The sequence below is a fragment of the Bradyrhizobium sp. 613_E4_N2_2 genome, from assembly GCF_052075995.1.
GTDB classification, from domain to species: domain Bacteria; phylum Pseudomonadota; class Alphaproteobacteria; order Rhizobiales; family Xanthobacteraceae; genus Bradyrhizobium; species Bradyrhizobium barranii.
The window spans coordinates 7,292,131-7,312,662 of record NZ_CP197234.1 but is presented as its reverse complement, the minus strand read 5'-3'; the positions used below and the strand labels follow the sequence as shown (position 1 = coordinate 7,312,662).

Below are 20,532 nucleotides of genomic sequence, written 5' to 3'. Positions count from 1 at the left end.
GCTATCCTGCCAAATGGCTTTGCTGAAATCTCCGTTTCGGCTTATTGCCGGTTGGTTCGATTGTTGTTCAAATAGACGTCCAAATATTGTCCTGTCACTGAATCCGCCGAAAACCTCTCGGCAAATCCTGGCTGCGGAGGCCGGGAGACTTTCCAGTGTGACCTTTCGTTGACGGCCTTCAGCATCAATTCTCCCAGTCGCTTATGATCGCTGGGCTCGTAGGACCCAACCATATTGGAAAACCCCGCGATCTCGGGAATCCCGCCGGCCGTCGAGCAAATCGTCGCCCGGCCGGCGTTGATGCTTTCGATCAACGTGCGCGGCAGCGGCTCCGGCCAGACCGAACTCACCAGGCAGACGTCGATGCTGGCATAGAATTGAGCTGCCTTGGCAAAGCCAAGCCATTCGACCTTCTTTCCGCTGCGGCTTTTTAGCCCCCGCACGTAATCCTCAAGCCCTTTTCCGGCAATTTTCAGTTGCCAGCCCTCGTCGGGAAGCTGCTCGGCCGCCTTGAGGACTACCTCAATACCTTTTTCAGCCTCGAGCCGCCCGATGAACCCGAATATCAGATCATCCGAGCTCGAAGCTGGTGACGGCACCACGGAGCTCGGATCGGCGATGTTGAAGATGACGCGGCCATCGGTGCCGGGGAAATATTTCAGCCTGGTGTGCTGGTCGAGCACGAATTGGCTGTTCGAGACCACCGCATCGACCATACGCGAGGCCAGCAGATAAGGCGACGTCATGGCGGCGCAGACGGTGCAGCGCTGCGCGCATGTCGCATCGCCCCGAAACAGCGTCGAGCGTTTGCAGAGCAGGGAATAGTCGCGCAGGGTGTGCACGATCCTGATGTTGCGCCGCCTGGCTTCCGACCACAGCGAGACCGAGAAGCCCGTGAGGTTGTTGGTGTGGACGACGTCGGGCTTCTCGATGTCGAGAATTTCGGCGAACCGCACCGCGGATTTGCGATTCCATGTGTCCTTGAGATGCCACTTCAGGCGCTGGACCGAGGAGGGCTTCCTGTCGTTGCCGAACGGCCAGTAATCGTTGTCCATCGGCACGCGGTATACGCGCACGCCCTTGAGTTCGTCGATCGTGCGCTCCTGCTTGTTCTGAAGGCAGACCACGGACACCTGATGGCCGCGCTGGACGAACGCCTCCGCGAGCAGCGACACAGACACTTCGGCGCCCCCGATGATCTCGGGCGGATAGAGCGTGTTAACGATCAGTATTTTCAAGGATAGCCTCGGATTAGCAGCCCGCCGCAGCGTCAGTTCGATGGCCGGATCTCGAAATCCGGCACGGCCGTGCCCTTGACGCTGACAAGCAACGGCGTTGTCGATAACGCCGTCCAGGCGCCGGCGGCAGGGCCCGGCGCTTGCTGACATACATATCTGATCTCGGCATTCGGTTCCGCATTTTTTAATCGAACTTCGAAGCGCTTCGACGCAGTCTCCGACCAAAGCGCGAGTTTCGTTTCCGATCCACTGTCACTGCGAATCTGCACGACGCCGGGCGCCGGCGTGGTTCGCGTTGCCTTCAGGCTGGTGCGGATGAAGGCCCAGCTTTCGCGAATGGAACACACGGCAGGCTTCGGCGAATTGTCGAAATGATAAATGCCGAAATTGTCCTCCAGTTCACCAGGCTTCGTCCCACTGTCCTTCAGCTCGTAGAGCCATATCCCCTTGAGCCAGGGACCGGCGGTCGAGGCCCAGAGGATGATCTGCGCCATGTTGTCGGCGGCAAGCTGCTCGGTCACGCCGCATTTCGCGCTTGGTGTCGGCCAGCCCGTTTCGGTCAGATAGATCGGATAGTCGGGATTGCCGGTCGCCTGTGCGACGCGTTGATGAAGATTTTGCAGCCGTTCGATCGCCTCGGCTGCGGTCCGCCCGGCCGGTGACAGGCAATGGTTGTAGATGTGAATGGACATCCCGTCCGCGATACGAAGCAGGTCGGTCTTCAGCAGGGCGTCGGTCCATTTCCAGCCGGGATCGTCGCCCAGCGCTCCGACCACGAAAGGCGCGGACGGCGCCGCTTGCTTGACCGCGGGCTGCACCGATCGGGCGAGCGTCGCATAGTTTTCGACGGTGAACAGCGGCTCCGCGCGCGCTCTGAGATTGTACTCGTTCCACAACTCGAAGATCGGCTGCCGTGATGCGACCGCTTGCGCGGCTGCCGTGGCATAGGTGACGAATCTTTGGCGCGCTTCGTCGGTCGTCGGCGGATCGGAATTCGGGACGAGATGATGGCCGGTCCCGAGAATGAGCAGCGGGATTCCGACGCCGGACCTGATCTGGTTCTCGAGGCGGCCGTTCAGGGCATTGAAGCCGAGCCGCTTGCCGGGCAGCTCGAAATCCGACCAGGGGAAGTCGTCGCGGAACGAGGTGACCCCCAGCTCCTTCATCTGCTTGATGGCGGTCGCGGGCACATAGCCGCGGGCGCTGGTGACGCCGCCGAGGCCCTGGTGCGTGCCGACGCCCAGCAGGAAGCGCTGATCGAGCGGCTGCGCATTCTGTGCGTCTGCAGGATATGAGAGGCCGGCCGCGACGCAGAGCCCGCACATCAACATCCGGAAACGACGCAGGGCGCGTTTCCTGTTTTGCTCGGTCACGCTCGTGTCCACTCCTGCTCGCGTCAACCCGACAAGGCTAATACTCTTCTGTGGCCCCAATGGGGTGGGGCCGCCTTGTCTGCACGCTCGTCATTGAGCGCGCTGAGTTGGGCTATTTGGAGTTCACGACCACCGAGCTGATGTTGTCCGCGTTGGCGGTTGCCGCGTTCAGCGGGGCCATGAGCTTGATGAATTCGATCGACGGCGATTCCGCCACCGAGATCACGTCGTGATCGCGCATCCTGAACGTATCCGCCTGGAACCAGCCGTCCGGCTTGCTCATGTCGAACTTGTAGACGGCAGGGACCGACTTGGTCGGGAACTGGGATACGGCGATGCCGATCTTCTCCAGCAGCGGCTTGGGCTCGAAACGGTAGACGTAGATGGACTTGGAGTCCGCACGGGCGCCGTCGAGACCGCCTGCCTTCGCGATGGCTTCAGCCAGCGACATGTTGTCGTTCTCGAATGTGAAACGACGGTTGTTGGTGCCGCCGATCGATCCCGGAGACGGCGTCGAACCGAACACCATGTAGACGCGCGGAATGCGGGTCAGGAAGACGACGTCGCCTGGAGCGAGCAGCGCGTCCTCGTTGGGGTTGTGCACGACCGAGGACATCGTCTCGCTGTAGGTGCGGCCCTCGCGCTTGATCGTGATCGTGCTCTCGTAGGACGGATATTTCGGGCCTCCGGCGCGCGCGATCGCGCCCATCAGGCGAATCCCGCCCGGATCGACCGGGAAGCGGAGGGGCGAGTTGACTTCGCCGAGCACGCTGATCTGGTTGCCGCGCTGTTCGGCCACGCTCACGACGGCCTGCGGATCGATGGCGCGGTCCTTGAGACGCTCGCGGATGATGTTCGAAACGGCGCGCGGCGTCAGCCCTGCGACCTTGATCGATCCGGCGTAGGGGATGTTGATGTTGCCGGACTGGTCGACCTGCTGGCGCGGAATGTCCACGAAGTTGCCCGGCCGCACGCCTGCTTCGCGCGGAATGAACAGGCCGCCTGCCTGCGCTTCATATACGGTCACGGTGACGATGTCGCCGATGCCGATGGTGACGTCGCGGTAGTTGCCGCCGGGGAGGCGGGAGAACACCATTCCGGCGGAGTCCGTGAACGCGTTGGTCGCCTGCAGGATCGCCGGATTGACCGGCATCAGGGCATAGGCGAGCGGCGCGGTCGGCTCGGTGATCAGCGCTGCATTTGTTTGCGTCGCGACGGCATCAGGAGCGTCTAACGGAATGAAGCTACCGCAACCCGTCAAGGAGAAGCTGATCGCAGCAGCGGCCAGGATTCGGCTAATACCGAAATCAAAATCAAAACGTTCGGTCTTAGCCACCACTATTCCCTCGCACTCATCTAAAATCGGAATCACCGTACAAATCCCGTGCTGCGGAGTCACTGCTACGTCTTCGACTTTATGGTAAAGCACTTGTGGCTGTGACCTTATTGCCACTTGTGAACGCGGATACACGCCGAAATCTCTGTCCAAAATTTGTGCGGAACATCCTCTTAAATAAGCAGTTCGCAAACCATACATACACGTGTCAGGTCGATGTCACGATTGAGACTGCGATCGAACCAATGAGCAGCGCGCGGCGACGGACATGCAGATGCGACGGCATTGTCGCGAGATGACATCGCCATGAACTTCAAGTGTTGGATCCCGTCCTGAGTGATCCTGCGTTGTGTTTTCGTCGTCCTGCGGCGGGCATGGCGCCAGAGCGGACGTTCTCGCCGGGTCATCGGACCAATGTTTCTGCGACGGGATTCCACCTCCGTTAACGCTTAGATTTGGAAGCTGGCGTCACGCTGGCGTCCGTAAGGTCTTCCTAATCCTGATCCGGCTAGTGGTCGGCCAAACAAAAGGAAGGCGAAGACGATGTTGCACACCGGATCACTGCTGTTCGCGGCCGGCTTTCTCACCTGCGCGATGATCGTCGCGTCGGCCATTGCGTGGTCGTTCTCCGATAAACGCGTGAATGACGGCGAGTTCGCGCAGGGCGATGCCCGCCGGCTGGCCTGATCAGCCGGTCGCTACGATCGCAGATTGTTCGGGAAATCGGACTGCAACTTCGCTTGCTGCCCGGATTCGCTCATCCGCACATGCACGACGTCGGCATAAACCTGACTAAGCGTGCGGTGGGTCTGCTCGATGTCGTAGAGGCGGGTGAAACGCTCATATCCGGCACGGCCGACCGCAGCCAGGTCGAGCCTGGTTGCGCGTTGAAAACCTTCAACCAGCTTTTCGGCCGAGACTTCGTCGCACAGCACGCCCGTCGCATTGTCTTCGACGATTTCCGGCAGGGCTCCGATGCGGAAGGCAATGATCGGCTTGGCCGCCCGCATCGCCTCGATGGCGACCAGGCCAAACGCCTCCCAGCGTGAGGGAATCGCGACCATGTCGGCCTGGTCGAGCTCGGCCTCGATCTGGTTGCGGTTCATCCAGCCCAGAAAAGAGACGTTGGCGGGCAGATCGCTTCTGCGGAATTTGCTGACGACCGAGGCGCCGATCAGGCGCACGTCGAGCTTGTCTCCGAGTGCGCGCGCCGCCTCGATCAGGAGATCGTAGCCCTTCTGACGGTCGAGACGCCCGATGAAGAGGACCTTGATCTTCTCCGACCGCCATTGCGCTGCGCCCTTGTCGAGCGCAGGACGCTGCTTGGAAATCCCGTTGTGCACAAGAACCAGGCGATTCGCCGCGATTCCGACCTGCTTGGCGTCGGCCTGCTCGCTTTCCGAGATGCAGACGATGCGATGGGTGAATTTCGACAGCACGAGCTCGGTGAACTTCGTCACCTCGCGGCTGAGGCGGCCGGTTTCGCGGCCGAAGGCCCAGCCGTGCGGGCAATAGACGATGCGCGAGCGCCGATAGGTGAGCCAGAGCACCGGGCGCACCACGAGCCCGGCGAACGACGAGTGCAGGTGGATGACGTCAGGACGAAGCTGCCGGACTGCGCGCATGGTTGCAAACAGCATGCGAAACAGGCCGACCGCGTTGCGTCCGTCGCGCGGAAAAGTGGTGACCGCGTCGTCCTCGATGTTCACCAGGTCGCTGCGATGGTCGGAGGGAACGACATAGTTGACGTTGCCGGGGCCGAAGCTCGCGCTCTGGTGCGGATGCAGCTCGTTGAGGTAGGTCGCGATGCCGCCACGGACCGTTTCGGCGACATGCAGAATCTTCAGGCCGCTGGACAACGGTCATTCCTTCCTTGTCTTGAAGGCGCCAGATACTGGAGACGCCGGATCTTGCAGGCGCACGTCTAACCTCGCTAAGCAGCAATAATCGGGCCGCGTCATTGTTTCGCACGGTCGGATGTGGATCGGGATGCCGGTTTGGCGAGGAATTCGAGCATCGCTGCGGCGGACTTGGCCCAGGAATATGTCATAAGGCGCTGCCGCTGCTTCTCCTGTTCCACCGGCGAGATCCTGCCGAGTTCAATTCTTTCGCGCATCCGTGCCGACAGCTGGTCCGCGTTGAGCGGATCGAAATAGACGGCGGCATCGTTGCAGGTCTCGCGCACGGCATCGGCGGAACTCGCGATCACCGGACAGGCGAAGAACATCGCCTCCAGGGGAGGCACGCCGAATCCCTCATAAAGGCTCGGAAACACGAATGCGGCGGCCCGGGAGAACAGCGCGGCAATCTCCTCGTCCTTCAGGCGCCCGGCGATGACGACGCCGGCCCTCGATTCCGCGGCCGCGCCCCCGAACACCTTGTTGTTATCGCCGCCGACCACGATCAGCGGAAAATCGGCGCGGCCAAGCTGCTCGGCGGCGCGAATGGCCGTATCGACATTCTTGTTCTTCGTCATCGAGCCGACGAAGAGGAAGAATTGATGGGGCGCAAGACGCAGCTTGTCGATGATCGAGAAGTCGGGCGCGACGGTCGCAAAATGTTCCGCGCTGTTCGCAATGACGGGGATCGAAGCCGGATCCAGCGACAGCACCTCGGCAAGTTCGTTGCGTGAAAACGCCGAAACTGTTGCGATCGTTGCCGTGCGCGCCAGCAGATGGCCGAGCGTCCGGTGCAGGGCGAGGTAGCGCCAGCTGAAGAAGTCCGGCCGCCGGAAAACCTGCGCGTCGTGAATCACGACGAGATGGTCGCGGTGGAGTACGGGGCCGGAATTGGCGAGACTGACGAGACGGGTGCCGGCCGCGGCGCGCGCCAGATCGATCTGGTCCCACGCGTGCCCCTGCAAAGATCCGATCTGCTTGATGGCAATGCGGCGAAGACCTGGAAGCGTCTGCGCATTCGGCGGCGCAAGGATTTGCCACTCTGCATCCAGCAGTTGCTGCGGAGCCTCTCCGCTCGCGAGCAAGCGGTCCATCGCCTTGACGATCTCGGCGGCGTAGCGCTGCACGCCCGTGAGCGATTGTGACAGGAACCTGCCGTTGATGGAGAGTTTCAAAGTCGATCTTTTTCTTTGCGGGTTCTTGCGCGAACAATGCCCGAAGACTGAGCATCAGGCGCCGAATATACGTCCTATGACGTCTAGCACATGTGGCGCTATCGTCCGAGCATCCTTGCAGGCGGATAGCATGCGATGGTGCATGACGCCATCATGTTTCCTACACATTTCGATGCGCTTGCATGGGCGGACTGATTTGATGATTGTCGTGACTGTCCAAACCTTGCCTCTCATGTCCTGGTCTGGCAATGCTCCGCGGAATGAACGAGATGACAACTTTGCGGCCAGTGATCGTTACCGGTGCTGCCGGCTTTATCGGAATGCATGTTTGTGAACGGCTGTTGGCACGTGGCGAGCAGGTCGTCGGCATCGATGCAATCACTCCGTATTACGATCCCGCGCTGAAGCGTGCGCGTCTCGCAACGCTCGAACACCATCCAGGGTTCAAATTCCACAAGATCGATCTCGCAGACTTCGCCGCCGTGACGCGCGTCTTCGACGAGGTCTCGCCCGATCGCGTCGTGCATCTGGCGGCGCAGCCCGGCGTGCGCGCGTCGATCGACGATCCCATCACCAGCATCCGGGCCAATTGTGACGGCTTTGTCACCGTGCTCGAAGCCGGCCGGCGCCATGGTCTGGCGCATCTCGTCTACGCCTCGTCGAGTTCGGTGTATGGCGCCAACCGCACCTTGCCGTATTCGACCGAGCATTCGGTGAACCATCCGGTCAGCCTTTACGCCGCAAGCAAGAAAGCCAACGAGCTGATGGCGCATACCTTTGCGCATGTTCACAAGCTGCCGGTGACCGGGCTTCGCTTCTTCACCGTCTACGGCCCGTGGGGCCGGCCCGACATGGCCGCCTATCTGTTCACGCGCGCGATCTTCGCGAATGAGCCGATCAGGATTTTCAATAAAGGCGACATGTGGCGCGACTTCACCTATGTCGACGACATCGTCGAAGGGGTGATCCGCACCCTCGATCGGCCCGCGGCGCCGAATCCCGCGTGGAATGCCGAGCGGCCGGAAAATTCGTCGAGCTATGCGCCGTATCGCGTCTACAACATCGGCAACAACAGGTCGGTCAACCTGATGGAGTTCGTCGAGACGCTCGAGAAGATCATCGGCAAGCCGGCGATCCGCCAGCTGTTGCCGATGCAGGCCGGCGACGTCCTGGAGACGCGCGCCGACATTTCCGCGCTCCAGCGCGACGTCGGCTTCTCGCCGTCCACGTCGATCGCGGATGGCCTCGGCCGCTTCGTCGAATGGTATCGGAAGTACCACGGCGTCTGATCCCGCGGGCGACGGCACCTGCGTGTCGCCCGGGAATGCCGGCTCTTAAGCCGGTTCTTGCGCTGGTTCTTGCGCTTTTGACCGCCGGCGGCCTTGTCAGCGGGCGCGAACGGTGGTTATCCCGTCCCTCTGAACCTCTTTGACCCCGAACCAGGCGCGGGCCCATGGCTGAGCGGATCGCTCTCATCACCGGCGTGACCGGTCAGGACGGCGCCTATCTCGCCGAATATTTGCTGTCGCTCGGCTATGTCGTGCACGGCGTCAAGCGGCGCTCGTCCTCGTTCAACACCGCGCGCGTCGATCACCTCTACCAGGACCCGCATGTCGGCAACGTGCCGTTCCTGATGCATTACGGCGACATGACGGATTCGACCAATTTGATCCGCCTGGTGCAGCAGATCCGGCCGACCGAGATCTACAATCTCGCAGCCCAAAGCCACGTCGCCGTCAGCTTCGAGAGCCCGGAATACACCGCCAACGCCGACGCCATCGGCGTGCTGCGCCTCCTGGAAGCGATCCGCATCCTCGGCATGGAGAAGGAGACGCGGTTCTACCAGGCCTCGACCTCCGAGCTCTACGGCCTGGTGCAGGAGATCCCGCAGAAGGAGACGACGCCGTTCTATCCGCGCTCGCCCTATGGCGTTGCAAAACTCTACGGCTACTGGATCACGGTGAACTACCGCGAAGCCTACGGCATGTTCGCTAGCAACGGCATCCTGTTCAACCATGAGAGCCCGATCCGCGGCGAGACCTTTGTGACCCGCAAGATCACTCGCGGCGTCGCGCGTATCGAGGTCGGGCTGGAACAGACGCTCTATCTCGGCAATCTCGAAGCCAAGCGCGACTGGGGCCATGCCAGGGACTATGTCGAGGGCATGCACAGGATCCTGCAGGCCGACAAGCCCGACGACTTCGTGCTTGCCACCGGCGAGATGCGCTCGGTGCGCGAGATGGTCGAGCTGTCCTTTGCGCATGTCGGCCGCCGCATCGCCTGGCGTGGCAAGGGCGTCGAGGAGACCGGCGTCGACGAGACGAGCGGTAAGACGGTGGTGAAGATCGATCCGACCTATTTCCGCCCGACCGAGGTCGATCTCCTCGTCGGCGACGCCAGCAAGGCGCGCGAGGTGCTCGGCTGGACGCCGAAGCGCAGCTTTGCCCAGCTCGTCGAGGAGATGATGATGAGCGACCTGGCGGAGGCAAAACGGGATGCGGCCAGTGGCAAACGCACCGTTTGAGCTGAGGGGCAAGAGCGTCTACGTCGCCGGCCATCGCGGCATGGTCGGAGCCGCGCTGGTGCGCCGGCTGGCGCGGGAGGACGTCAACCTCGTCACGGTCGACCGGCGCGAGGTCGATCTCTGCAACCAGGCCGCCGTGTTCGACTGGTTCGCCAGGACGCGGCCGCAAGTGATCTTCCTCGCCGCGGCCAAGGTCGGCGGCATCGTCGCCAACAACACGCTGCGTGCCGAGTTCATCTACGACAACATCGCGATTGCCGCGAACGTGATCCAGGCCGCGCATCTCAACGGCGCCGAGAAGCTGATGTTTCTGGGCTCGTCCTGCATCTATCCGAAGCTGGCGCCGCAGCCCTTGCGCGAGGATTCCGTGCTATCAGGCCCGCTGGAGCCGACCAATGAGCCCTATGCGATTGCCAAGATCGCCGGCATCAAGATGGCGGAGGCCTATCGCAGCCAGTATGGCAGCGACTTCATCAGCGTGATGCCGACCAATCTGTACGGCCCCGGCGACAATTATCACCCTGAATTGAGCCACGTCGTCGCCGCCCTGATCCGCCGCTTCCACGAGGCGAAGGTTTCGGAAGCAAAGAGCGTCATCGTGTGGGGCACCGGCACGCCGCGGCGCGAGTTCCTCTATGTCGACGACATGGCGGATGCCTGCGTGCACCTAATGAAGACCTATTCGAGCGCGGAGCTGGTCAACATCGGCACCGGCGAGGACATCACCATCGCCGAGTTCGCGCGCGTCGTGGCCGCCATCGTCGGCTACAGCGGCGAGATCAGTTTCGACACCTCGCGTCCCGACGGAACGCCGCGCAAGCTGCTCGACGTCAGCCGGCTCGCCAAGCTCGGCTGGCGCGCGACGACCTCGCTCGAGGACGGCGTGAGACGCGCTTACGCGGCGTATCTCTCGCATACGTAGAATGCAACCAATGCATGTCGCGTATTTCAGGAGATGACCGCAACGCCTGTCACGCGCGGCGGTTAAGGTTTATTCGGTTCGCGAAGCAACCTGCCCTAATGTTGGGCGTGCGGCCGGATACAGAAATGGTCTAGGGTGTTCAGTGGAACATCCGTCTTCAACGGAAAGAGTTTTTCATGCGAATCGCGATGATCGGAACGGGCTATGTGGGACTGGTGTCCGGAGCCTGCTTTGCGGATTTCGGTCACGACGTCACCTGCGTCGACAAGGACGAGAAGAAGATCGCGGCGCTTCATCGCGGCGAGATTCCGATCTACGAGCCCGGCCTCGACGAGCTGGTCGCGACCAATGTGAAGGCCAAGCGGCTCGACTTCACCACCGATTTGTCGAAGCCGGTCGCGGACGCCGATGCCGTCTTCATCGCGGTCGGCACGCCCTCGCGCCGCGGCGACGGTCACGCCGATCTGTCCTATGTCTACGCCGCCGCGCGCGAGATCGCGCAGTCGCTGTCGGGCTTCACCGTCGTCGTGACCAAGTCCACCGTCCCGGTCGGCACCGGCGATGAGGTCGAGCGCATCATCCGCGAGACCAACCCTGCGGCCGACGTCGTCGTCGCCTCCAACCCCGAATTCCTGCGCGAGGGCGCTGCGATCCGCGACTTCAAGTATCCCGATCGCGTCGTCGTCGGCACCTCCGACGAGCGCGGCCGCAAGGTGATGGGCGACGTCTATCGCCCGCTGTCGCTGAACCAGGCTCCGCTGATGTTCACGGCGCGCCGCACCGCCGAGATGATCAAATACGCCGCGAACGCCTTCCTCGCGACCAAGATCACCTTCATCAACGAGATCGCGGACCTGTCGGAAAAGGTCGGCGCCAACGTGCAGGAGGTCGCGCGCGGCATCGGCCTCGACAACCGCATCGGCACCAAGTTCCTGCATGCGGGGCCCGGCTTCGGCGGCTCCTGCTTCCCGAAGGACACCAAGGCGCTGATCAAGATCGCGCAGGACTATGACGTGAGCCTGCGCATCGTCGAATCCGTGCTGGCCGTCAACGAGAACCGCAAGCGCGCGATGGCGCGCAAGGTCAGCCAGGCGCTCGGCGGTAGCTTGCGCGGCAAGACCATCGCCGTGCTCGGCCTCACCTTCAAGCCCGACACCGACGACATGCGCGATGCGCCGTCGATCCCGCTCGTCACCGGCCTGATCGACATGGGCGCGACGGTCAAGGCTTTCGATCCCGTCGGCATGGAGCAGGCCAAGGGCGAGCTGCCGAACATCACCTATTGCGAGGACGCCTATTCCTGCGCGCAAGGCGCCGATGCGCTCGTCATCGTCACCGAATGGGTGCAGTTCCGCGCGCTCGATCTCGGCCGGCTGAAGGCGGCCATGACCCAGCCCGTCGTGGTCGATCTCCGCAACATCTACCCGCCCGAAGAGATGCAAGCCGCCGGCTTCACCTACGAGAGCATCGGGCGATCGTCCCAGGCCTAAGCCAGTCGTTTGAAGTTCGGGTTCGCCCGCCTCATCCTGGGGCGGGCGAAATCGTTTCTGATGCGTTATGATCCGGTCGCATCAGGTCGCCGCGTTTGGCCTCGTTGCCGCGATGGAGATTGTCATGACCGACGACACGCACACGATCCGCAGTGGCGGGCTCACCGCGACCATCAAGGCACACGGCGCCGAGCTGTGCTCGTTGAAGAACGGCAGCGGTGTCGAATTTGTCTGGCAGGCAGGGCCGGCCTGGCCACGCCACGCGCCGCTGCTGTTTCCGATCGTCGGGCGTCTCGCCAATGACGAAATGCGGCACCGGGGCAAGACCTACCGGATGACCCAGCACGGTTTTGCGCGCGACAGCCGGTTCGCGTGGGTAGAGCGCGGCGAGAACCGTTGCACCCTGGCGCTCGAAGACAGCGAGACAACGCGCGCGCTCTATCCGTTCGCATTTCGCCTGACCGCCACCTATGCGATCGACGACGCTGGTCTCGATCTCTCGCTCACGGTCGTGAACACTGGCAAGGAGACATTGCCGGTGTCGCTCGGTGGCCATCCCGCCTTCAACTGGCCGCTTCAGCCTGGAATGTCGAAGGAGAGCTACGCGCTGACGTTCACGAACGAGGAGCCGTCTCCGGTTCGCCGTGTCGAGGGCGGACTCCTGCTCGCGGCAACGGATCCGAGCCCCGTCAGAGGCACCGTGCTTCCTTTGTCGGAATCCCTGTTCACCAATGACGCCGTCATCCTCGACCCCGTCAACAGCCATGCGGTCCGCTATGCGGCCGGGCAAGGGGGCGGGCCCTGGCTCAAAATGTCATGGCGCGGCTTTCGCGAGCTCGGCGTCTGGTCGAAACCGACAGGCGCGCCGTTCCTCTGCATCGAGCCGTGGCGCGGCTATGCCAGTCCCGTCGGTTTCGAAGGCGAGTTCAGCGACAAGCCTGGTCTGATGCACATCGCGGCCGGCGCGAACGAAGAACTGTCGTACCGGATCGAGGTTGGATCGTCCTGAAACCGGACGGCGCATCGCGCAGTCCTCAGACCTCGATTCGCGTGAGATCCTCGCCGAGCACGACGGGACCCGAATAGTCCTTCCTGACGTCCGCGAGCAACGCATCCAGCATGGCATCGTCGGTGCGCGGACGGTGATGGGTCAGCGCAAGCTTCTTGACGCCGGCCTTGGCTGCGATCTTGCCGACCGTATCGCCGCAGGCGATCGTGTATTTCGCGAGCCGGCGGAGATGGTCGTTGTTGATTTCAGGTGTTGCGAGAAAGCAGCACTGCACCAGTAGGTCGGCTCCTTCAGCCAGCCGCTCGAGACCGGGGCAGGGGACCGTGTCGCCGGAGATCGCGATGACCTTGCCCTCGGCTTCGAAGCGGAAGCCGAGACACATCCAGCGCGCGAGAAACGCCGGCGACATGTCGAGACCGTCGCCATGTGAGACGAGCTCGGCGCTGATCTTCCAGCGACCGGTGTCGAGGACGGGGCCGGGAATGATGTCCGTCGCGACGACCGGCTTCCATCCGCCAAAGGTCGGCTCGCCCTGATCCCGCCAAGCGATGTCCTTGTCGTAGACCTGTGTGATCAGCGTGTTGACGAGCCGTTCGGTATCGGGCGGACCGTAGATGCGCAGATCGTCCTTGCGCCCATGCATCCACGAATTCAGCATCACATCATAGAGGTCGCCGATGTGGTCGAAGTGGTGATGGGTGAGAAAGACCGTGTCGATGGCGCCGAGCGGCACGCCGGCTTTGTGGAGCTGCACCATGACGCCGCGGCCCGCGTCGAACAGGATATTCTCCTCGCCGAGCCTGATCAGCGTGGTCGTCGCCATGCGGCGCGGGTCCGGGCGTGGGCCGCCGGTGCCGAGCAGTATGACTTCCATGGCGCCTACTCCAGCGTGAAGCCGGTCGATCTGATCACGCCGCCCCAGCGTGTCTGAAGATCGCTCGTGGCGTACTTTAGATTCGAAGGCGTCAGCTAGACAAGTCGCGCGTCAGTGCAGACCGGCCACAGTGGCCGCGATGGTTGGCCGGATCGTTGACCGGTCCGATCCCGCGGACGTCAGGCGATGCGCAAAATCCTGCGCGCGCCGCTCGACCAGATGCCAGGTGGCGCGTGCGACGAGATAGCTGAGCGCGGCGGTGACGGCATAGGCGATCAGCAGCGAGACCAGTCCGTCCGTAAGCGGCCAGATCTGGCGCAGGCCGTAGATCACCGCGAAGTGCGACAGGTACATCGAATAGGAGTTGCGGCCGAGCGCCTCGATCGGCCGGCAGCGGATCGCGAGGCGGATGCAACCTGCAACCAGCGCGCCGAGCACGAGGTTGATCATCAAATAGTTGAATTCATGCGAGCCGGTCGCGCGGTCGGCGATGAAGGACAGCGCGATGAAGGCGGCAAAGATCGCGGCATCCGACTTCGCAAAGCCGTCGCGCAGCGAGAAGAACAGCGCGCAGCCCACGAGGAAGACCGGCAACTGGTTCAGGAAGCTGATGTGCAATGCGTTCCACACGAACGCTTCGTGGCCGGGACCATAATAGGCCGAGAACAGTGCGAAGGCCCACGGCTTGAACAGGCAGACATTGACGAGATGCAGCGCGATCGCGAGCGCAAGATAGAGGTGGCGGCGAGATCCGAAGGCCGTGATCACGAAGGGGAACACGAGATAGAACGTCATTTCCGCCGCGATCGACCAGTCGCCCGGCACGACGCTGTTGACGCTGTCCGGCCAGAAGCCGTGCAGGAATGTCGCGGTCAGGATCACCTGGAGCGGTCCGATGCCGTTGGGCGCGTTGTAGCTGGGACCCGTGCCGTTGACGGCGAGGTAAACCGGGATCGCGAGCCAGAACAGCGGCGCGATGCGCAGGAAGCGCCGGATGTAGAATTTGCGCGTCGGGTCGGTTTCGGTGCGCTGCGTCCACATCAGGCACATCGTCATGGCGCTGACGAAGTAGAACACGTTGACGCCGGTCCAGCCGCACATGAAGGCGAAGTCGAGGGCGTGGATCTTTGAAGGAAAGGATTGTGAGACGTGGATCGCCATCACGCCGACGATGGCGAGGCCGCGCAGGACGTCGAGCGTGTGAGAACGGCCGAAAGGCGTTGCACCTTGCTCGGTTCGTTCGGCGGCCAACCGGGCCTGCCCCTGCATCACGCCTGCTCCGTGGTTTCGCATCTGCAAGCGGAGACCATAGAGGCGCGGCCGGCTGTTTCGAAGCCGAAGCCTTTCTTTACGTTAACCAGCGGTTGAGTCTGATGCCGAATGTACGGGATCGGCGGTGTCGAGGGGGCTGGTCGTCGCTCGCACGCGCCACGCCGGCATGATGATGCGCGCGATGAGAATTGTGGGGCAATTCATACTTAATACGCCAATACCATGACCAATATTGTTCGGGCAGCACAACACGCCTAGTATTCCAGCAGGCAATCTCGGGGGCTCGAATAAGTCGTGAATGTTCGTTCACAGGACAGTGCGCTGCGCGACGACTTGAACTTTCAAGCCGCGCCACAAGCACACAGGACATCCAACAACGTGGTTGATTCCGCACGTCAGGAATTGAGGCCTGCCGGCCGCGAACGGCTGATCGTCGTCGAAGACGATCCCGTGACGCGGACGATGCTGGTCGGCTATTTCAGCGAGAACAATTTCGACGTGGTCGGCGCCGGCTCCTGCGCGGAATGCCGCCAGGCGCTGCGCTCGCGCACCGATCTCGTCTTCCTCGACGTGCAGTTGCCTGACGGCGACGGCTTCGAGCTCGCCAAGGAGATCCAGGCGACCAGCAACGCGGGCATCATCTTCGTGACGCGCCGCGACACCGACGTCGATCGTATCCTCGGCCTCGAGATCGCCGGCGACCATTACGTCACCAAGCCGATCAATCTGCGCGACCTGCTCGCGCGCGCGCGCAGCGTGCTGCGGCGGCGCTCGATCGACCGCAAGGCCGCGCGCAACCACAATTCGATCGCCTTCGGCGACTGGATCATCGACCTGACCCGGCGCGAGCTGCTCGGCAGCGACGGCAAGCCGGTGGCGTTGACGCGCGCCGAGTTCGATCTGCTCGCGGCGCTGGTCGGCGCCGACGGCCGGCCGCTCAGCCGCGACTATCTGATCGAGGTCGTCAGCAACCGCCAGGCCGAGGTCGATATCCGGACGGTCGACGCGCTGGTGGCGCGGCTGCGCCGCAAGCTCGTCGGCAGCGGCACGCCCGTGATCGCGACCGTCACCGGCGTCGGCTACAAGCTCGCGCTCAGCGAGCGGCTCTAGCCTTATCCGTCGAAAGATCCGATCACCCTCGCGCCTATCGCGCGCGGGCGCTCTGATCCGTCGATGTCCTTTGCGTCGCCCCGGCCAGCTGGTCATCGACCGCATACAGCGTGCAGGTCGGCGACCATTTCATGCAGGCGCTAAGCGAATCGCGCCGGGCGTCGTCGGCGGTCGTGCGGCCCGAACGCCAGCCGTAACCGCCGTTCGGCGACACCGCAAAAGCCTTGTGCGGCATGGTGCTGGCGAGATAGCGGGAGAATTCGGCGCGCGCGGCCTCGTTGAGCTGGCCCGGCGGCGGCAGCGGATCGGGAAGGCTCAGGATGTCATGGCCGAGCCCGCGCTCGCGCAGGAAGGCGTCGAGATAGGGCGTCCATTGCGGGCGGCCCACCACCGAATAGAGATAGTGGCCGTCATCGCCGTAAGGCGGCGCCGCAATGAATTTCGCGTGACCGCCATTGCCGCGAAATCCGTCATAGAGGCGGCGCGCGAGATCGGGACCGAAGAACGAATCGTTGGCCGCATAGACCCACAGCATCGGCACGCGCGAGGTTTTGCCGAACGTGGCGAACGCCTGCACCAGCCCGTCCTTGTTGCAGACGTCGTCGTCATCGCGCGAGCCGCGGCCGCCGGCAAAGCTGATCGCGGCGACGAGACCACTCGGTGCCTGCGCGGTCAGCGCGACGGTGGCAAGCCCGCCGGCGGAATGGCCGGCCGCGATCATGCCCGATGTCGTGACGTCGGCCCTGCGCCCCATCGCATCGATCGCCGCGCGCAAATCCGCGATCGCAACCGCCGCCGCCGGCAGATAGGTGGCATTCGCGCAAACGCCGACGCTGTCGACGCGCCCGCCGGGCGAGGTGCCATATCCGCGCCGCATCACGATCAGCGCGGCAAAGCCGCGCCGGGCATATTCGAGCGCGATCCCGTAATATTTGTGCGCCGACATGGTCGCGCGGTCGTCGAAACTGCGCGGCGAGCCGTGGTTGAGCAGCGCGAGCGGATAGCGCTTCGTTCCGGCCGGCCGGACGAGAAAGGCCTCCAGCCCCTGCGGCCCGGCCTCCGCCATCGGAATGCGCAGGTCTTCCGTGTAGAACTCCGCGGCCGTCGCATTGGTCACGATGCCAGCGGTCGCAAGCCAGGCCATCAGCACAACCAAGAGCCTGTGAAACAGCGTCATGCCCCGACTCGAAAAAGCCCCGATTTGAAAGACCATAGCATGATCTCAGGAACGGCCAGCCAACCGCGCGTGTTGTGCCCTTGGCGGGGGCCCGGCCGATGCTATGGTAATCCACAAACTCTGCACGACAGGACGAGGATATTTCAGTGGCTGATGTTGACCCCGCGGCGGGCAAGCTGGTCTCGCCGGACGCGCTCACCAATGTTCCGCGGCTGGTGACGGCCTATTTCGCCGGCAAGCCCGATGTCGGCGATCCCACGCAGCGGGTGGCGTTCGGAACCTCCGGCCATCGCGGCACATCGTTCAAGAACAGCTTCAACGAGGGCCACATCCTCGCGACCACGCAGGCAATTTGTGACTACAGGACAGAAAAGGGCCTGACCGGTCCGCTCTTCATCGGCATCGACACCCACGCGCTGGCCGAGCCGGCGCTGGTCAGCGCCGTCGAGGTGTTCGCCGCCAACGGCGTCGACATCATGATCGACAAGGACGGCGGCTACAGCCCGACGCCTGTCATCTCGCACGCGATCCTGACCTACAACAAGGGCCGCGCTAGCGGCCTTGCCGACGGCGTCGTCGTCACGCCCTCGCACAATCCCCCCGAGGACGGCGGCTACAAATACAATCCCCCGCATGGCGGCCCGGCCGACACCGACGCGACCTCCGTGGTCGAGAAGCGCGCCAACGCCTATCTCGCCGACGGCCTGAAGGGCGTGAAGCGCATCGACTACGCCAAGGCGCGCAAATCCGCGAACGTGCACGCCTACGACTTCATCACGCCCTACGTCGCCGATCTCGGCAATGTCGTCGATCTCGATCTGGTTAAATCCGCCGGAATCAATATCGGCATCGATCCGCTCGGCGGCGCCGCCGTGCATTATTGGCATCCGATCATCGAGCGCTACGGCCTGAAGGCCACCGTCGTGAACGAGGCGATCGATCCGACCTTCCGCTTCATGACCGTCGACTGGGACGGCAAGATCCGCATGGATTGTTCCTCGCCTTACGCGATGGCGAGCCTGATCGCGATGCGCGACCGCTTCGACGTCGCCTTTGCCAACGACACCGATGCCGACCGCCACGGCATCGTGACGCGCACCGGCGGCCTGATGAATCCGAACCATTACCTTGCGACCGCGATCTCCTATCTGTTCGCGAACCGCCCGAACTGGGGCAGGGATGCCGCGATCGGCAAGACCGTGGTGTCGAGCTCGATCATCGACCGCGTCGCCACGAAGCTCGGCCGCAGGCTGGTCGAGACGCCGGTCGGCTTCAAATGGTTCGTCGACGGCCTCCTCACGGGCGGATTCGGCTTCGGCGGGGAGGAGAGTGCAGGGGCCTCGTTCCTGCGCCGCGACGGCGGGGTGTGGACCACCGACAAGGACGGCATCATCCTCGGCCTGCTCGCAGCCGAGATCATGGCGAAGACCGGCCGCGATCCCAGCCAGCTCTTCAACGACCTCACTGCCGAGCTCGGGGTGCCGCACTATGCGCGCATCGACGTCGCCGCCACTGCGCCCCAGAAGAACATCCTCAAGTCCGTCACGCCCGAGCAGCTCGGCCTCAAGGACCTCGCCGGCGATCCCGTCCGCGCCACGCTGGGCAAGGCGCCGGGCAACGGCCAGCCGTTCGGCGGCATCAAGGTCGAAACCGATTTCGGCTGGTTCGCCGCAAGGCCGTCGGGCACCGAGGACGTCTACAAGATCTACGCGGAAAGCTTCCGCAGCACCGAGCACCTGAAGCGGATTCAGGAAGAGGCCCAGGCAGGGCTGAAGAAGGTGTTCGGGGCGTAGGGCGCCGAGCCCAGGACGACTCTTCGGTTGCTGCTCCGAGGAAGTGTTTGCCGCATTCTCCGCTGTCATCACCCGCGAAAGCGGGTGATCCAGTACGCCGCGGCCGTGCCGTGATGCGGAGGAGCTGCGGCGTACTGGATTCCCCGCCTTCGCGGGGAATGACTTCCGGTATAGTTGTATACATAACCAAGATAATAGGTATCCAAATACGCCATATTTAGCCTTGAACGATTCTACCTCTCCGCTATTGTATACATAACGTATTCATAAGCGCTTGGGAGAGCGACCCGTGACAAAACCCTTTCCGATGAACGCCTGGTACGCCGCGGCCTGGGACGCCGACGTCAAGCCGGCGCTGTTGCCGCGGACGATCTGCGGCAAGCATGTCGTGATGTACCGCAAGGCCGACGGCTCGGTGGCCGCGCTGGAGGATGCCTGCTGGCACCGCCTGGTGCCGCTGTCCAAGGGCCGGCTGGAAGGCGACACCGTCGTCTGCGGCTATCACGGCCTGAAATACAATGCGCAGGGGCGCTGTACCTTCATGCCCTCGCAGGAGACCATCAATCCGTCGGCCTGTGTCCGCGCCTATCCCGTGGTCGAGCGTCATCGCTACATCTGGCTCTGGATGGGAGACCCTGCGCTCGCCGATCCCGCGCTCGTCCCTGACATGCACTGGAATCACGATCCGGCCTGGGCCGGCGACGGCAAGACCATCCGCGTCAATTGCGACTACCGCCTCGTGCTCGACAATCTCATGGACCTCACCCACGAGACCTTTGTGCACGGCTCGTCGATCGGCAACGATGCGGTCGCCGAGGCGCCGTTCGACGTCACCCATGGCGAGAAGACGGTGACGGTGACGCGCTGGATGCGCGGCATCGAGGCGCCGCCGTTCTGGGCCAAGCAGCTCGGCAAGCCCGGCCTCGTCGACCGCTGGCAGATCATCCGCTTCGAAGCCCCGTGCACGATCGCGATCGATGTCGGCGTGGCGCCGACAGGTACCGGCGCGCCCGAAGGCGACCGCTCGCAGGGCGTCAACGGTTTCGTGCTCAACACCATCACGCCGGAGACCGAGAAGACCTGCCACTATTTCTGGGCCTTCGTGCGCAACTATCAGATCGGCGAGCAGCGCATCACCACCGAGATCCGCGAAGGCGTCTCCGGCATCTTCCACGAGGACGAACTGATCCTCGAGGCGCAGCAGCGCGCCATGGACGAGAACCCCGATCGGATCTTCTACAACCTCAACATCGATGCCGGTGCGATGTGGACGCGCAAGCTGATCGACAGGATGGTGGCGAAGGAAAGCGCGCCGCAGCAGCTCCAGGCCGCGGAGTAGGC

The 20,532-nt window shown here is 63.2% G+C and carries 17 protein-coding genes; 9 read left to right on the top strand and 8 right to left on the bottom strand.

From position 1 onward, the window contains the following. Window positions 1-41 precede the first annotated feature (41 nt). The 3 genes from AB7290_RS34605 to AB7290_RS34595 form a co-directional block, all read right to left on the bottom strand. Window positions 42-1,388 (bottom strand): glycosyltransferase family 4 protein, encoded by a 1,347-nt coding sequence (locus tag AB7290_RS34605; protein WP_245344128.1) that lies wholly within the window; start codon window positions 1,386-1,388, stop codon window positions 42-44. Next, a complete protein-coding gene (locus AB7290_RS34600) occupies window positions 1,271-2,563 on the bottom strand; it encodes a hypothetical protein (RefSeq protein ID WP_085402194.1) in 1,293 nt (430 codons plus the stop codon). Before AB7290_RS34600 ends, AB7290_RS34605 begins: the two co-directional genes overlap by 118 nt. Window positions 2,564-2,723: 160 nt before the next feature. Further along, window positions 2,724-3,947 carry a polysaccharide biosynthesis/export family protein gene (locus AB7290_RS34595; protein WP_245344124.1) on the bottom strand — a complete coding sequence of 408 codons (1,224 nt, stop codon included), beginning with the start codon at window positions 3,945-3,947 and terminating at the stop codon, window positions 2,724-2,726. A 543-nt stretch (window positions 3,948-4,490) separates the two neighbouring features. On the opposite strand from AB7290_RS34595, the gene AB7290_RS34590 reads away from it, so the two are divergent. Further along, complete coding sequence (locus AB7290_RS34590) at window positions 4,491-4,634, top strand: hypothetical protein (RefSeq protein ID WP_166084269.1); 144 nt, start codon at window positions 4,491-4,493, stop codon at window positions 4,632-4,634. A gap of 11 nt (window positions 4,635-4,645) precedes the next feature. On the opposite strand, the gene AB7290_RS34585 is transcribed toward AB7290_RS34590, so the two are convergent. After that, complete coding sequence (locus tag AB7290_RS34585; protein ID WP_081369340.1) at window positions 4,646-5,806, bottom strand: glycosyltransferase; 1,161 nt, start codon at window positions 5,804-5,806, stop codon at window positions 4,646-4,648. A gap of 98 nt (window positions 5,807-5,904) precedes the next feature. After that, the gene (locus AB7290_RS34580) at window positions 5,905-7,020 is read right to left on the bottom strand and encodes a glycosyltransferase family 4 protein (RefSeq protein ID WP_085402129.1); all 1,116 of its coding nucleotides are present in this window, start codon (window positions 7,018-7,020) and stop codon (window positions 5,905-5,907) included. A gap of 269 nt (window positions 7,021-7,289) precedes the next feature. On the opposite strand from AB7290_RS34580, the gene AB7290_RS34575 reads away from it, so the two are divergent. The 5 genes from AB7290_RS34575 to AB7290_RS34555 all read left to right on the top strand — a co-directional run bounded on the left by AB7290_RS34575 (window position 7,290) and on the right by AB7290_RS34555 (window position 12,965). Beyond that, window positions 7,290-8,309, top strand: a complete 1,020-nt coding sequence (locus AB7290_RS34575) for an NAD-dependent epimerase (RefSeq protein ID WP_038960118.1) — start codon at window positions 7,290-7,292, stop codon at window positions 8,307-8,309. 164 nt (window positions 8,310-8,473) lie between these two features. Next, complete coding sequence (gene gmd, locus AB7290_RS34570) at window positions 8,474-9,544, top strand: GDP-mannose 4,6-dehydratase (RefSeq protein ID WP_354113356.1); 1,071 nt, start codon at window positions 8,474-8,476, stop codon at window positions 9,542-9,544. Then, window positions 9,525-10,466, top strand: coding sequence for a GDP-L-fucose synthase (fcl, locus tag AB7290_RS34565; protein WP_439034216.1), 942 nt, complete (start codon window positions 9,525-9,527; stop codon window positions 10,464-10,466). Before gmd ends, fcl begins: the two co-directional genes overlap by 20 nt. A gap of 176 nt (window positions 10,467-10,642) precedes the next feature. Then, window positions 10,643-11,956 carry a UDP-glucose dehydrogenase family protein gene (locus AB7290_RS34560; RefSeq protein ID WP_166084326.1) on the top strand — a complete coding sequence of 438 codons (1,314 nt, stop codon included), beginning with the start codon at window positions 10,643-10,645 and terminating at the stop codon, window positions 11,954-11,956. 124 nt (window positions 11,957-12,080) lie between these two features. Next, complete coding sequence (locus AB7290_RS34555; protein ID WP_085399131.1) at window positions 12,081-12,965, top strand: aldose 1-epimerase family protein; 885 nt, start codon at window positions 12,081-12,083, stop codon at window positions 12,963-12,965. Between the two features lie 25 nt (window positions 12,966-12,990). Here AB7290_RS34555 and AB7290_RS34550 read toward each other — a convergent pair whose 3' ends face one another. Together AB7290_RS34550 and AB7290_RS34545 are read right to left on the bottom strand one after the other, a co-directional pair. Beyond that, window positions 12,991-13,839, bottom strand: a complete 849-nt coding sequence (locus tag AB7290_RS34550) for an MBL fold metallo-hydrolase (protein ID WP_085399125.1) — start codon at window positions 13,837-13,839, stop codon at window positions 12,991-12,993. A 111-nt stretch (window positions 13,840-13,950) separates the two neighbouring features. After that, a complete protein-coding gene (locus tag AB7290_RS34545; protein ID WP_085399124.1) occupies window positions 13,951-15,108 on the bottom strand; it encodes an acyltransferase family protein in 1,158 nt (385 codons plus the stop codon). A 297-nt stretch (window positions 15,109-15,405) separates the two neighbouring features. Here AB7290_RS34545 and AB7290_RS34540 point away from each other — a divergent pair, with 297 nt between their 5' ends. Continuing rightward, entirely contained in the window at window positions 15,406-16,221 is an 816-nt protein-coding gene (locus AB7290_RS34540) for a response regulator transcription factor (protein ID WP_063979731.1), read from the top strand. A gap of 34 nt (window positions 16,222-16,255) precedes the next feature. Here the strand turns inward: AB7290_RS34540 and AB7290_RS34535 are convergent, their stop codons facing one another. After that, the gene (locus tag AB7290_RS34535; RefSeq protein WP_085399123.1) at window positions 16,256-17,398 is read right to left on the bottom strand and encodes an alpha/beta hydrolase family protein; all 1,143 of its coding nucleotides are present in this window, start codon (window positions 17,396-17,398) and stop codon (window positions 16,256-16,258) included. A 146-nt stretch (window positions 17,399-17,544) separates the two neighbouring features. Between AB7290_RS34535 and pgm the strand changes: the two genes are divergently transcribed. Further along, on the top strand, window positions 17,545-19,191 hold the full coding sequence (pgm, locus tag AB7290_RS34530) for a phosphoglucomutase (alpha-D-glucose-1,6-bisphosphate-dependent) (RefSeq protein WP_085399122.1): 1,647 nt from the start codon (window positions 17,545-17,547) through the stop codon (window positions 19,189-19,191). A gap of 289 nt (window positions 19,192-19,480) precedes the next feature. Next, complete coding sequence (locus tag AB7290_RS34525) at window positions 19,481-20,530, top strand: aromatic ring-hydroxylating dioxygenase subunit alpha (RefSeq protein ID WP_187387662.1); 1,050 nt, start codon at window positions 19,481-19,483, stop codon at window positions 20,528-20,530. Window positions 20,531-20,532 lie beyond the last annotated feature (2 nt).

Bases quoted from the DNA above. Each gene is read 5' to 3' on its own strand.
- AB7290_RS34550 (WP_085399125.1), bottom strand. From the start codon at position 13,839: ATGGAAGTCATACTGCTCGGCACCGGCGGCCCACGCCCGGACCCGCGC.
- AB7290_RS34600 (WP_085402194.1), bottom strand. From the start codon at position 2,563: ATGTGCGGGCTCTGCGTCGCGGCCGGCCTCTCATATCCTGCAGACGCA.
- AB7290_RS34555 (WP_085399131.1), top strand. From the start codon at position 12,081: ATGACCGACGACACGCACACGATCCGCAGTGGCGGGCTCACCGCGACC.
- AB7290_RS34590 (WP_166084269.1), top strand. From the start codon at position 4,491: ATGTTGCACACCGGATCACTGCTGTTCGCGGCCGGCTTTCTCACCTGC.
- AB7290_RS34560 (WP_166084326.1), top strand. From the start codon at position 10,643: ATGCGAATCGCGATGATCGGAACGGGCTATGTGGGACTGGTGTCCGGA.
- AB7290_RS34605 (WP_245344128.1), bottom strand. From the start codon at position 1,388: ATGTCAGCAAGCGCCGGGCCCTGCCGCCGGCGCCTGGACGGCGTTATC.
- AB7290_RS34535 (WP_085399123.1), bottom strand. From the start codon at position 17,398: ATGACGCTGTTTCACAGGCTCTTGGTTGTGCTGATGGCCTGGCTTGCG.
- AB7290_RS34545 (WP_085399124.1), bottom strand. From the start codon at position 15,108: ATGCAGGGGCAGGCCCGGTTGGCCGCCGAACGAACCGAGCAAGGTGCA.
- gmd (WP_354113356.1), top strand. From the start codon at position 8,474: ATGGCTGAGCGGATCGCTCTCATCACCGGCGTGACCGGTCAGGACGGC.
- AB7290_RS34575 (WP_038960118.1), top strand. From the start codon at position 7,290: ATGACAACTTTGCGGCCAGTGATCGTTACCGGTGCTGCCGGCTTTATC.